We start from the raw sequence: 12,391 nt of genomic DNA on the forward strand, positions 1-12,391 counted from the left end.
CGGGGCTATTATGTATCAAGCGATCGTCTTCCTTCCCCTGCTTGGCTTCCTGATCGTCGGCCTGTTCGGCAACTCGCTCGGCGCCAAGGCCTCCGAATACATCACCTCGGGCTTCCTGGTGATATCGGCTGTTCTGTCTTGGGTCGCCTTCTTCAGCGTCGGCTTCGGCCATGGCGAAGTGTTCACCGTGCCGGTGCTGCGCTGGATCCAGTCGGGCGGGCTCGAGGCCTCCTGGGCGCTGCGCATCGACACGCTGACGGTCGTGATGCTGGTGGTGGTCAACACGGTGTCGGCGCTGGTCCACATCTATTCGATCGGCTACATGCACCACGACCCGAACCGGCCGCGCTTTTTCGCCTACCTGTCGCTGTTCACCTTCGCCATGCTGATGCTGGTGACGGCTGACAACCTCGTACAGATGTTCTTCGGCTGGGAAGGGGTGGGCCTCGCCTCCTATCTGCTGATCGGTTTCTGGTACAAGAAGCCGTCGGCCAACGCCGCCGCGATCAAGGCCTTCGTCGTCAACCGCGTCGGCGATTTCGGTTTCGCGCTCGGCATCTTCGGCGTGTTCGTGCTGTTCGGCTCTGTCAATCTGGGCACCATCTTCGCCAATGCCGCGACCTTCATCCCGGCCGAGGGCGCGCCTCAAGGCGCCGCCGTGCTGACCTTCCTCGGCCATGCGCTGGACAAGCAGGCGGCCATGACCGTCGTCTGCCTCTTGCTGTTCATGGGCGCCATGGGCAAGTCGGCCCAGGTGCCGCTGCACACCTGGCTGCCGGACGCCATGGAAGGCCCGACGCCGGTCTCCGCGCTCATCCACGCCGCCACCATGGTGACGGCCGGTGTGTTCATGCTGGCGCGCCTGTCGCCGCTGTTCGAACTGTCGCATTCGGCGCTGACCGTCGTCACCTTCATCGGTGCCTTCACCGCCTTCTTCGCGGCAACGGTCGGCCTCGTCCAGAACGACATCAAGCGCGTCATCGCCTATTCGACCTGCTCGCAGCTCGGCTACATGTTCGTGGCGCTGGGCGTCGGCGCCTATGGTGCCGCGATCTTCCACCTGTTCACCCACGCCTTCTTCAAGGCGCTGCTGTTCCTCGGCTCGGGCTCGGTCATCCATGCCGTTTCCGACGAGCAGGACATGCGCAAGATGGGTGGGTTGCGGAAGCTGATCCCCACCACCTACTGGATGATGGTGATCGGCACGCTGGCGCTGACCGGCGTCGGCATTCCGGTGACCGTCATCGGCACCGCCGGATTCTTCTCCAAGGACGCGATCATCGAGAGCGCGTTCGCGGGACACAATTCGGTTGCCGGCCTTGCCTTCGTGCTGCTGGTCATCGCCGCATGCTTCACCTCGTTCTACTCCTGGCGACTGATCTTCATGACCTTCCACGGCAAGCCGCGCGCGAGCCACGACGTCATGCACCACGTCCATGAATCGCCGCCTGTCATGCTGGTGCCGCTGTTCATCCTGGCCGCTGGTGCGTTGTTCGCGGGCATCATCTTCCACGGCGCCTTCATTGGCGAAGGGTATGCCGAGTTCTGGAAGGCATCGCTGTTCACGCTGCCGGACAACCATATCCTGCATGAGATTCATGAACTGCCGCTGTGGGTCGAACTGTCGCCCTTCATCGCCATGCTCATCGGCTTCGCGCTGGCCTGGAAGTTCTACATCCGCTCGCCGGAGATGCCGAAGAACCTGGCTGCGCAGCATCGCGGGCTCTACGCCTTCCTGCTCAACAAATGGTATTTCGACGAGCTCTACGACTTCCTGTTCGTGCGGCCGGCGAAGCGTCTCGGCACCTTCCTGTGGAAGACCGGTGACGGCACCATCATAGACGGTCTCGGTCCCGACGGTATTTCGGCGCGCGTCGTCGATGTCACCAACCGGGTCGTCAAGCTGCAGACCGGCTACCTCTATCACTATGCCTTCGCCATGCTGATCGGCGTTGCCGCACTCGTCACCTGGATGATGCTCTGATGACCACCTGGCCCATTCTGTCGCTGGTCACCTTCCTGCCGCTGGTTGGTGTGCTGCTTATCCTGTTCATCAACGATGACAGCGAGAACGCACGCCGCAACATCCGCGCCATCGCGCTGTTGACGACGACCTTCACGTTCCTGATCTCGCTGTTCATCTGGACCGGCTTCGACAATTCGCAGGCCGGCTTCCAGTTCGTCGAGAAGGTTGCCTGGCTCGACTCCGGCATCTCCTATCATATGGGCGTCGACGGCATTTCGATGCTGTTCGTCATCCTCACCACCTTCCTGATGCCGCTCTGCATCCTGGCCTCGTGGGAATCGATCGAGAAGCGCGTCAAGGCCTACATGATCGCCTTCCTGCTGCTGGAAACGCTGATGATCGGCGTGTTCTGCGCGCTGGACATCGTTCTGTTCTACGTCTTCTTCGAAGCCGGCCTGATCCCGATGTTCATCATCATCGGCGTCTGGGGCGGCAAGCGGCGCGTCTATGCCTCGTTCAAGTTCTTCCTGTATACGCTCGCCGGCTCGGTGCTGATGCTGCTTGCCATCATGGCGATGTTCTATCAGTCAGGCACCACCGACATCCCGACGCTTTTGAGCCACAACTTCCCGGCCAACATGCAGACATGGCTATGGCTGGCCTTCTTCGCCTCCTTCGCGGTGAAGATGCCGATGTGGCCGGTGCACACCTGGCTGCCCGACGCGCACGTCGAGGCACCGACGGCGGGTTCGGTGATCCTGGCCGGCATTCTCCTCAAGATGGGCGGTTACGGCTTCCTGCGCTTCTCCCTGCCGATGTTCCCGCTCGCGTCGGAAATGTTCGCGCCGCTGGTGTTCACGCTTTCCGTCGTGGCCATCATCTATACCTCGCTGGTGGCGCTGATGCAGGCGGACATGAAGAAGCTGATTGCCTATTCGTCGGTCGCGCATATGGGCTTCGTCACCATGGGCATCTTCGCGATGAACCAGGAAGGCATCCAGGGCTCGATCTTCCAGATGCTGAGCCATGGCCTTGTGTCCGGCGCGCTGTTCCTGTGCGTCGGCGTCATTTATGACCGCATGCATACACGCGAGATCGACGCCTATGGCGGGCTCGTGAACAACATGCCGAAATACGCGACCGTGTTCCTGATCTTCACCATGGCCAATGTCGGCCTGCCCGGCACGTCAGGCTTTGTCGGCGAGTTCCTGACCATGCTCGGCGTGTTCAGGGTCAACACCTGGGTGGCGTTCTTCGCCGCCACCGGCGTCATCCTGTCGGCCGCCTACGCGCTCTGGCTCTACCGCCGGGTGATCTTCGGCGCGCTGACCAAGGACAGCCTGAAAAACCTGCTCGACCTGTCGTTGCGCGAGAAGGTGATCATATATCCGCTCGTCGTGCTGATCATCTTCTTCGGCGTCTATCCGGCACCCGTCTTCGACGCGACGGCCCAATCGGTCAAAGCGCTCGTCACCAATGTCACCGCATCCATCGGCACCGCGCAGACCGCGGCGGCGAACTGACCAGGGGTTTTGCGAACCATGACGCCGGACCTTATCTCCAGCCTGTCGCTCTCGACGCCAGAGCTCATCCTCGCCATCGGCGCCCTCGTGCTTTTGATGGTCGGCGCCTATTCGCGCGCCAACACCAGCACACTGGTCACCGGCCTTGCCGTCATCGTGCTGGTGATCGCCGGCGGGTGGATGATCTTCTCCACCGGGCAGGGTAGCGCCTATGGCGGCGCCTTCATCCAGGATTCCTTCGCCCGCTTCATGAAGGTGCTGGCGCTGGTTGGCTCCGCCGTGACGCTGGTCATGTCGCTGCGCTTCGCCAAGGCGGAGCATTTCGACAAGTTCGAATATCCGGTGCTGATCCTGCTGTGCACGCTCGGCATGATGCTGATGATCTCGGCCAACAGCATGATCGGCCTCTATCTCGGCCTCGAACTGCAGTCATTGGCGATCTACGTGCTGTGCGCGATAAACCGCGACAATCTGCGATCGACCGAAGCCGGCCTGAAGTATTTCGTGCTTGGCGCGCTGTCGTCGGGCATGCTGCTCTACGGCATCAGCCTGGTGTACGGCTACACCGGCAACACCGGCTTCCAGGAGATCGCGTCGGCGCTGGGCAGCGGCGAGCGTCAGCTTGGCCTCGTCTTCGGCCTCGTCTTCGTGCTTGCCGGCCTTGCCTTCAAGATATCGGCGGTGCCGTTCCACATGTGGACGCCCGACGTGTATGAAGGCGCGCCCACCCCGGTGACGGCTTTCCTGGCGGCGGCACCGAAGATGGCGGCCATGGCGCTGCTGGTGCGCGTCACCATGGGCGCGTTCAAGCCGATCGCTTCCGACTGGCAGCAGATCATCGTCTTCATCTCGATCGCCTCGATGGTACTGGGCGCCTTCGCCGCGATCGGCCAGACCAACATCAAGCGACTCATGGCCTATTCGTCCATCGGTCATATGGGCTACGCACTGGTCGGCCTCGCCGCCAACAGCCAGGACGGGGTGCGCGGCGTCGCCATCTACATGCTGATCTATCTTGTGATGACGCTGGGAACCTTCGCCTTCATCCTCGCCATGCGGCGCAAGGAAGGCAATGTCGAGAAGATCAGCGATCTGGCAGGTCTCGCAACGACCAACCCGATCATGGCCACCATCCTGACCATCCTGATGTTCTCTCTGGCCGGCATTCCCCCGCTCGCCGGCTTCTGGGGGAAGTGGTATGTCTTCCTCGCCGCCATCAACGCCCACCTGTATGCGTTGGCGATCATCGGCGTTCTGGCTTCCGTGGTGGGCGCGTATTACTACCTGCGCATCATCAAGATCATGTGGTTCGATGAGCCGGTCGGCGGCTTCGTGCCGATGGGCGGTGAACTGCGCATCGTGCTCGGCGTCTCCGGCGCCTTCGTGCTGTTCTACGTGCTGATCGGCGGGCCGATAGGCACCTACGCCGAAGCCGCCGCCAAGACATTTTTCTGACGGCATGGCATTTCGGCTGGCTCCAACCTCGGTGTCGGAAGGGTTCCGGCTCGAGGCGCATGACAGCGTCGGCTCCACCAATGCGGTGGCGCTGGACCATGCGAGGGCAGGCGACCCCGGCAAGTTGTGGGTCGTTTCCAAGAAGCAGGAAAGCGGGCGTGGCCGGCGCGGCCGTGCCTGGCTGTCGCCGGAAGGCAATCTGGCGGCGACGTTGCTCGTCGTCACCAAGGCGGAGCTTCGGGTGGCCGCGACGCTCGGCTTCGTCGCCGGCCTCTCACTCTCCGATGCCTTGGATGCTGTCGTGCCGAAGGGGCGCATCGCCGTGGGCCTGGACGGCGCCAGCGAAGGGCGAAATCGCTTCGAGCTCAAATGGCCCAACGACGTGCTGGCCTCCGGCGCCAAGCTTGCAGGCATTCTGCTGGAATCGGCGGTGCTGGAAGGCGGCCGTTTCGGCGTCGCGGTCGGCATCGGCGTCAATGTTGTGGCTTTTCCCGATGATCTGCCTTATCCGGCGACATCGCTTGGCGCATTGGGGGCGACCTGCGATGCGGAAACCCTGTTCCTGGCGCTTTCGGATGCCTGGAGCGAGAATGCCCGGCTTTGGGATGACGGACGCGGGCTTTCGGCGATCAGACAGCGGTGGCTGAAGCGAGCCGCGGGGCTTGGCGGTCAGGTTGCTGTCAGAATTGACGGTAATGTGGTGCGCGGTACCTTTGAAACCATTGACGAGGACTGCCGTTTCGTGATCCGCGACGATGAAGGTTCGGTTGTGACGGTTGCCGCTGGCGACGTCCATTTCGGCGCGGTCGCGTCAGCCCGTGTTTGACGGGCTTGGTTTGATGGGCTTGGCTTGACCGGCCAGGAAGGGAATATCATGGCGAAAGCGGAAAACGCTGAACTCGTCTTCGTACCGCTCGGCGGCGTCGGCGAGATCGGCATGAACTTCGCGCTCTATGGCTACGGTCCGGCCAATGCCCGCGAATGGATCGTCATCGATGTCGGCGTCACTTTTCCCGATGCCAGCCTGCCCGGTGTCGACCTGGTGCTGCCCGACACGCGGTTCATCGAGGAGAACCTCGCCAATCTGCGCGGCATCATCATCACGCACGCGCATGAAGACCATTATGGCGCGCTGCTCGACACCTGGCCGAAGCTGAAGGTGCCGGTCTGGATGACGCCGTTCAGCGCCGGTTTGCTGGAGGCCAAGCGGCAGGGCGAACAGGGTGCGCCGAAAATCCCGGTGACGATCTACCGCGCCGGCGAGACGTTTACCGTCGGCCCATTCCAGATCGAGGCGATCCCGGTCGCGCATTCTATTCCGGAACCAATGTCGCTGGCCATCACCACCCCGCTCGGCACGGTCATCCACACCGGCGACTGGAAGATCGATCCCGAACCGACGATTGGACCCAAGACCGACGAGGCACGCTTCCGCGCCTATGGCGACAAGGGCGTTCTGGCGTTGATCTGCGATTCGACCAATGCGCTGCGGGAAGGGGAGTCTCCTTCAGAAGTAGCGGTTGGAGAAGGCCTCAAGGGAGTCATCCAGAGCGCCAAGGGCCGCGTCGCAGTCACCACATTCTCTTCCAATGTCGGGCGCATCGTTTCCATCGCGAAGGCAGCCCGCGACGCCGGGCGCCAGTGCCTGGTGCTGGGGCGTTCACTGAAGCGCGTCATCGATGTGGCCGGTGAACTCGGCTATATGGACGGCCTGCCCGACTTCATCGGCGAGGAGGATTACGGCTTCATTCCGCGCGAGAATCTGGTGATCATCTGCACCGGCAGCCAGGGCGAACCGCTGGCGGCACTTGCCAAACTGTCGCGCGAGGAGATGAAGTCGGTCTCGCTGACGGCCGGCGACACGGTGGTGTTTTCCTCGCGCACTATTCCCGGCAACGAGAAGGCGATCCTCGAGATCAAGAACCGGCTCATCGACCTCGGCATCAAGATCATCGAGGATGGCGATGCGCTGGTGCATGTTTCCGGCCATCCGCGCCGCAGCGAATTGCGCAAGATGTATGAATGGGTGCGTCCGCGGATCGGCGTTCCCGTCCATGGCGAGGCGGCGCATCTGGTGGCGCAGGGATCGCTGATGTCGACCTCCGGCATCGGCCAGGTGGCGCAGGTGCGCGACGGCGACATGCTGCGGCTCGCTCCCGGTGCTGCCACCATCATAGACCAGGTGCCGTTCGGCCGTATCTACAAGGACGGCAATCTGATCGGCACCGACCAGGCCATGGGCATTCGCGACCGGCGCAAGCTGTCCTTTGCCGGACATGTCGCCGTCAACGTCGTGCTGGACGACAAGTATGAGTTGGCCGGCGACCCCGATCTGGTCGCGATTGGCGTCGCCGAAGCCGACGCCCGTGGCGAGGCGCTCGAGGATCTGATGATCGATGCCGCGGTCGGCGCGGTGGACTCCATTCCCCGTCAGCGGCGCAAGGATCTCGACATGGTGCAGGAGGCCGTGCGCCGTGCGGTGCGCGGTGCCGCCAACGAAGCCTGGGGCAAGAAGCCGCTGGTGACAGTGTTCGTCACGCGGTGACGAACAGGGGAATAAGGGAGTAGGGCAGTAGGCGAAATCAAGTAGCGTCGTGCTCAAGCCGTTTACCTGCTGCCTATTGCCTTGTTGCCCTAACCCTTCACGGAGCTCGAATGCTCGGACGTCTGAACCATGTCGCGCTTGCCGTGCCGGATCTGGTGGCGGCGAGTGCCGCCTATCGCAACACGCTGGGCGCTCGCGTTGGCGAGCCTCAGGCGCTGCCTGAACATGGCGTGACGGTGGTGTTTGTCGACGTCGGCAACACCAAGATCGAATTGCTGGAACCTTTGGGCGAGGGCTCGCCGATCGCGGCGTTTCTCGAGAAGAACCCCTCGGGCGGCATGCATCATCTGTGCTACGAAGTGGAGGACATACTGGCTGCTCGTGACCAGCTCAAGGCCGCTGGCGCGCGCGTGCTGGCTGACGGGAACCCGAAGATCGGTGCGCATGGCAAGCCGGTGCTGTTCCTGCACCCCAAGGATTTCTTCGGCACTCTGATCGAATTGGAACAATCATGAGCTGGATTTCATTCACCGCGCTGTTCTTCGCAACCTGGTGGATTGTTCTGTTTGTCGTGCTTCCGTTCAGCGTCAGGACGCAGGACGACGATCGCGACGTGACGCTAGGCACGGTTGCCAGCGCACCGCGCGGGCCTCACATGCTGCGCGCCGTTGTCCGCACCACACTCGTCACGGCTGTTGTCATGGGCATTTTCTACGGCTTGACGCACGGACTGGGATACAGCCTCAGCGAGATCCCGCATATCATTCCCGAAGCGCCGTCCACGCTGGCAAAATAGGTTCGTCGTCATAGCCAGCCGGGTTGTCTTTGGGTGATGCGTCAGGCCGGTTGACTGGCCAGCTCGGCCTGTTGAGCCTGTTGCCGAGACACGCTGATGCGGTTTGAGAGCTCTTGGCGCTAAGCAGATGTTTGCACAAAAAAAATGCAAGGCACGAGGCCTTGCAATTTAAACGCGTCCGATCTGTTTCCGGTTTCCGGCGGCAGCGAGTAACCGCGCCTAGATCGCATCCTCCCAAGACTTTGACCGCGTAGGAGAGCAGATTTTTTTCTGCCCTCTCGGTTATCGGGGCACACTAGCCTAAGGCAGATGAAAATGTCACGAAGAATTTTGCCCTGAAACGGGCAATCTCGTGCTGCACTGCACAATAGTGTGGCAGGCTTTGCTTGCAAATAGAACAGTATGCGACCCGAGGGTACTATTGTTCGCCGAGCGTGCCGCATTCGGCGGAGCAGCAGGTGCGCCCGGCACGCTGAAGTTGAACATCAAGCCGTGCGGCGATCGGTTTCCGATTTCCAGCCAATGCGGCGGGCGGGTTTCCATCCTGCCATGAAATGGCTATGAAGCCGGGGCAAGCAAGCCAATGCCGCGCGATTCCTGCGCGGCTATCCTCACTCACGGACCAGTCCATGCGTTTGTCGCGCTATTTCCTGCCCATCCTGAAAGAAAATCCCCGCGAGGCTGAAATCGTCTCGCATAGGCTGATGCTGCGTGCCGGCATGATCCGCCAGCAGGGGCAAGGCAGTTTCTCCTGGCTGCCACTGGGCAAGCGCGTGCTGGAAAAGGTCTGCCAGATCATCCGCGAGGAACAGAACCGCGCCGGTGCGCTCGAAATCCTGATGCCGACGATCCAGTCCGCCGAACTGTGGCGCGAAAGCGGTCGCTATGACGACTACGGCAAGGAGATGCTGCGCATCAAGGACCGGCAGGACCGCGACATGCTCTACGGGCCCACCAATGAGGAAGTGGTCACCGAGATCGTGCGCGCCTATGTGAAGTCCTACAAGGACCTGCCGCTCAATCTCTACCACATCCAATGGAAGTTCCGGGACGAGGTGCGGCCCCGCTTCGGCGTGATGCGTTCGCGAGAGTTCCTGATGAAGGACGCTTACTCCTTCGATCTCGACTTCGAGGGCGCCAAGGCGGCCTACAACCGGATGTTCGTGTCGTATCTGAGAACATTCACACGCATGGGCCTGCAGGCGATTCCGATGCGGGCGGATACCGGCCCCATCGGCGGCGACCTCAGCCATGAGTTCATCATCCTGGCCGAAACCGGCGAGAGCCAGGTCTATTGCGCACGTGAGTATCTGTCGCTGCCCGTGCCCGGCGCTGAGACCGACTTCTCGAACGACGCGGAGATCGCTGGTATCGTCCAGCGGTGGACGACGCCTTACGCGGCCACCGACGAGATGCATGACGAGGCGGCGTGGGACAAGCTCGCGACCGACGACCGTGTCTCGGCGCGCGGCATCGAGGTCGGCCACATCTTCCATTTCGGCGACAAATACTCAAAGCCGATGGGCGCCAAGGTGACCGGACCGGACGGCAAGGACCATTTCGTGTCGGGCGGCTCCTACGGCATCGGCCCATCGCGGCTGATCGCGGCGATCATCGAGGCCAGCCATGACGAGAACGGCATCATCTGGCCCGAGGCCGTGGCGCCCTTTGACATCGGCCTGATCAACATGAAGGTCGGCGACGCCGAATGCGATCGCGTCTGCGGCGAGCTCCATGCTGCTTTTGCCGCTGCTGGAAAGGACGTGCTCTACGACGATACCGACCAGCGGCCAGGCGGCAAATTCGCCACGGCCGACCTGATCGGCCTTCCCTGGCAGGTGATCGTCGGACCGCGCGGCGTGGCCGCGGGCGAAGTCGAGATCAAGAACCGCAAGACCGGCGAGCGCGAGACCCTGCCGCTGGCTGAAGCGAAGAATCGCTTCGGTGCCGCCGCATGAGCGAGGCCGCGGTAGCGAGATCAGCGGGCGCCGGCCCTTTTTCCGTATTCGAGCGCATGGTGGCGTGGCGCTATTTGCGCTCGCGGCGCAAGGAGACGGTGATCTCGGTCATCGCGTCGATCTCGTTCCTCGGCATCATGCTGGGCGTGGCGACGCTGATCGTGGTCATGGCGGTCATGAACGGGTTTCGTGCCGAACTCCTGACGCGGATCCTCGGCGTCAACGGCCATCTGATCGTGCAGCCGATCGACACGCCGCTGGAGGATTTTGCTGCCGTCGCCGGCCGCATCAACGGCGTGGCCGGGGTCAAATATGCCATTCCTCTGATTGACGGACAGGTGCTGGCGCAAGGCAGCGTCGGCGGCGGCGCCGGCTCGCTGGTGCGTGGTATTCGCGGCGAGGATCTCAGCAAGATCTCGATCGTCGCCGGCAATATCAAGCAAGGAACGATCGCCAATTTCGACGCGGGCGAGGGCGTCGCCATCGGCAGCCGAATGGCCGAGAATCTCGGTCTCGCGCTCGGCGACACCATCACGCTGATTTCGCCCAATGGCGACGTGACTCCGCTTGGCACGACGCCGCGCATGAAGGGCTACAAGGTCAGCGCCATCTTCGAAGTTGGCATGTCCGAGTATGACAGCTCCATCGTCTACATGCCGTTTCCCGAAGCGCAGCTGTTCTTCAATATGGACGGGCAGGCGCAGACGATCGAGATCTATGTCGACAATCCCGACGATGTCGACGCGCTGAAGCCGAAGGTGGAAGAGGCGGCGCAGCGGCCGGTCTTCCTGACGGACTGGCGCGAGCGTAACCAGACGTTCTTCTCGGCGCTTCAGGTCGAGCGCAACGTCATGTTCATGATCCTGACGCTGATCGTGCTGGTCGCGGCGCTCAACATCATTTCCGGCCTGATCATGCTGGTGAAGGACAAGGGTCACGACATCGCTATTCTGAGGACGATGGGTGCTTCGCGAGGGGCCGTCCTGCGCATCTTCCTGATGACGGGCGCGGCGATCGGCGTGGTCGGCACCATCGCCGGTGTCCTGCTTGGCGTCGTCATCTGCCTCAACATCGAGCGGATCCGCGAATTCTTCTCCTGGGTCTCGGGCACGGTGCTGTTCAACCCGGAACTCTATTTCCTGAGCCAGTTGCCCGCCCGCATGGACATGAGAGAGACGATCTCGGTGGTGATCATGGCGCTGGTGCTGTCGTTCCTGGCGACACTGTTTCCGGCATGGCGAGCGGCAAGGCTCGATCCCGTCGAAGCGCTGAGGTACGAATGATGGCCGAGGCCATTATCGAGTTGAAGAGCGTCGAGCGGCACTATGTGCAGGGGCCGCGCAAGCTCACCATCCTCAACGGCGCCGATTTCTCGCTGAAGCGCGGGGAAATGGTGGCGCTGGTGGCGCCATCGGGAACCGGCAAGTCGACCTTGCTGCATACCGCCGGCCTGCTGGAGCGGCCCGACGCCGGCGACGTCATCCTGGCCGGCCGCGCCTGCGGCCGCCTGTCCGACGATGAGCGCACGTCGATCCGCCGCAACGACGTCGGCTTCGTCTACCAGTTCCATCACTTGCTGCCGGAGTTCTCGGCACTGGAAAACATCATGATGCCGCAGCTGATCAAGGGGCTGTCGCGCAAGGAGGCAGCCGAGCGCGCGGCGCAACTGCTCGACTACATGCAGATCGGCAAGCGCGCGCAGCACCGCCCGTCCGAACTGTCAGGCGGCGAGCAGCAGCGCGTCGCCATCGCGCGCGCCGTCGCCAATGCACCGCTGGTGCTGCTCGCCGACGAGCCGACCGGAAACCTCGACCCTGTCACCGCGTCCTACGTTTTCGACGCACTGGGAGCGCTGGTCAAGCAATCGGGTCTGGCGGCGTTGATCGCCACCCACAATCACGAGCTGGCCTTGCGCATGGATCGCCGCATAACGCTGGCCGACGGCAAGGTGGTGCCGCTTTAGCATGCGGATATTCAGGTGCCCGGCCGTTTTGGCCGACACCTGAATTTCCAGTTGCCGCGTCGCGTTTCATGCAAGTTGTCGCTCCGGCTCGATCTGACTTGAATTCCAGCTGTTGAAACTCGTTCCGGAAGTGCTTCCGCGCTCGGCCGGTGGACAAGCGCCGTGTTCCGCGATCCATCAACCAT

Annotated in this window: 10 protein-coding genes; all 10 read left to right on the forward strand. The window is 62.4% G+C overall.

What is annotated here, in order from left to right:
• Nucleotides 1-10 precede the first annotated feature (10 nt).
• The 10 genes from nuoL (at nucleotide 11) to ACO07C_RS01615 (ending at nucleotide 12,206) form a co-directional block, all read left to right on the forward strand.
• The gene (gene nuoL / locus ACO07C_RS01570; RefSeq protein ID WP_421912478.1) at nucleotides 11-1,984 is read left to right on the forward strand and encodes an NADH-quinone oxidoreductase subunit L; all 1,974 of its coding nucleotides are present in this window, start codon (nucleotides 11-13) and stop codon (nucleotides 1,982-1,984) included.
• A complete protein-coding gene (locus ACO07C_RS01575) occupies nucleotides 1,984-3,489 on the forward strand; it encodes an NADH-quinone oxidoreductase subunit M (protein ID WP_421912479.1) in 1,506 nt (501 codons plus the stop codon). The genes nuoL and ACO07C_RS01575 overlap by 1 nt, the downstream gene beginning before the upstream one ends.
• An 18-nt stretch (nucleotides 3,490-3,507) precedes the next feature.
• Nucleotides 3,508-4,944, forward strand: coding sequence for an NADH-quinone oxidoreductase subunit NuoN (nuoN, locus tag ACO07C_RS01580; protein ID WP_421912480.1), 1,437 nt, complete (start codon nucleotides 3,508-3,510; stop codon nucleotides 4,942-4,944).
• A gap of 4 nt (nucleotides 4,945-4,948) precedes the next feature.
• Nucleotides 4,949-5,770, forward strand: a complete 822-nt coding sequence (locus ACO07C_RS01585; RefSeq protein ID WP_421912481.1) for a biotin--[acetyl-CoA-carboxylase] ligase — start codon at nucleotides 4,949-4,951, stop codon at nucleotides 5,768-5,770.
• Nucleotides 5,771-5,818: 48 nt separating this feature from the next.
• A complete protein-coding gene (locus tag ACO07C_RS01590) occupies nucleotides 5,819-7,489 on the forward strand; it encodes a ribonuclease J (RefSeq protein WP_421912482.1) in 1,671 nt (556 codons plus the stop codon).
• A gap of 110 nt (nucleotides 7,490-7,599) precedes the next feature.
• Nucleotides 7,600-8,004: a methylmalonyl-CoA epimerase gene (mce, locus tag ACO07C_RS01595; RefSeq protein WP_421912483.1), complete on the forward strand. Its 405-nt coding sequence runs from the start codon at nucleotides 7,600-7,602 to the stop codon at nucleotides 8,002-8,004.
• Entirely contained in the window at nucleotides 8,001-8,285 is a 285-nt protein-coding gene (locus ACO07C_RS01600; RefSeq protein WP_421912484.1) for a DUF1467 family protein, read from the forward strand. Before mce ends, ACO07C_RS01600 begins: the two co-directional genes overlap by 4 nt.
• A gap of 629 nt (nucleotides 8,286-8,914) precedes the next feature.
• Nucleotides 8,915-10,243 carry a proline--tRNA ligase gene (proS, locus tag ACO07C_RS01605; protein WP_421912485.1) on the forward strand — a complete coding sequence of 443 codons (1,329 nt, stop codon included), beginning with the start codon at nucleotides 8,915-8,917 and terminating at the stop codon, nucleotides 10,241-10,243.
• Complete coding sequence (locus tag ACO07C_RS01610) at nucleotides 10,240-11,526, forward strand: lipoprotein-releasing ABC transporter permease subunit (protein ID WP_421912486.1); 1,287 nt, start codon at nucleotides 10,240-10,242, stop codon at nucleotides 11,524-11,526. The genes proS and ACO07C_RS01610 overlap by 4 nt, the downstream gene beginning before the upstream one ends.
• A complete protein-coding gene (locus ACO07C_RS01615) occupies nucleotides 11,523-12,206 on the forward strand; it encodes an ABC transporter ATP-binding protein (protein WP_421912487.1) in 684 nt (227 codons plus the stop codon). Before ACO07C_RS01610 ends, ACO07C_RS01615 begins: the two co-directional genes overlap by 4 nt.
• Nucleotides 12,207-12,391: the final 185 nt, after the last annotated feature.

Origin of the sequence: Mesorhizobium sp. (assembly GCF_965229135.1) — a bacterium.
GTDB lineage: Bacteria > Pseudomonadota > Alphaproteobacteria > Rhizobiales > Rhizobiaceae > Mesorhizobium.

Coding starts and splice junctions, on each gene's coding strand:
- ACO07C_RS01600 (WP_421912484.1), top strand. CDS start 8,001: ATGAGCTGGATTTCATTCACCGCGCTGTTCTTCGCAACCTGGTGGATT.
- nuoL (WP_421912478.1), top strand. CDS start 11: ATGTATCAAGCGATCGTCTTCCTTCCCCTGCTTGGCTTCCTGATCGTC.
- ACO07C_RS01610 (WP_421912486.1), top strand. CDS start 10,240: ATGAGCGAGGCCGCGGTAGCGAGATCAGCGGGCGCCGGCCCTTTTTCC.
- ACO07C_RS01615 (WP_421912487.1), top strand. CDS start 11,523: ATGATGGCCGAGGCCATTATCGAGTTGAAGAGCGTCGAGCGGCACTAT.
- proS (WP_421912485.1), top strand. CDS start 8,915: ATGCGTTTGTCGCGCTATTTCCTGCCCATCCTGAAAGAAAATCCCCGC.
- ACO07C_RS01585 (WP_421912481.1), top strand. CDS start 4,949: ATGGCATTTCGGCTGGCTCCAACCTCGGTGTCGGAAGGGTTCCGGCTC.
- ACO07C_RS01590 (WP_421912482.1), top strand. CDS start 5,819: ATGGCGAAAGCGGAAAACGCTGAACTCGTCTTCGTACCGCTCGGCGGC.
- mce (WP_421912483.1), top strand. CDS start 7,600: ATGCTCGGACGTCTGAACCATGTCGCGCTTGCCGTGCCGGATCTGGTG.
- ACO07C_RS01575 (WP_421912479.1), top strand. CDS start 1,984: ATGACCACCTGGCCCATTCTGTCGCTGGTCACCTTCCTGCCGCTGGTT.
- nuoN (WP_421912480.1), top strand. CDS start 3,508: ATGACGCCGGACCTTATCTCCAGCCTGTCGCTCTCGACGCCAGAGCTC.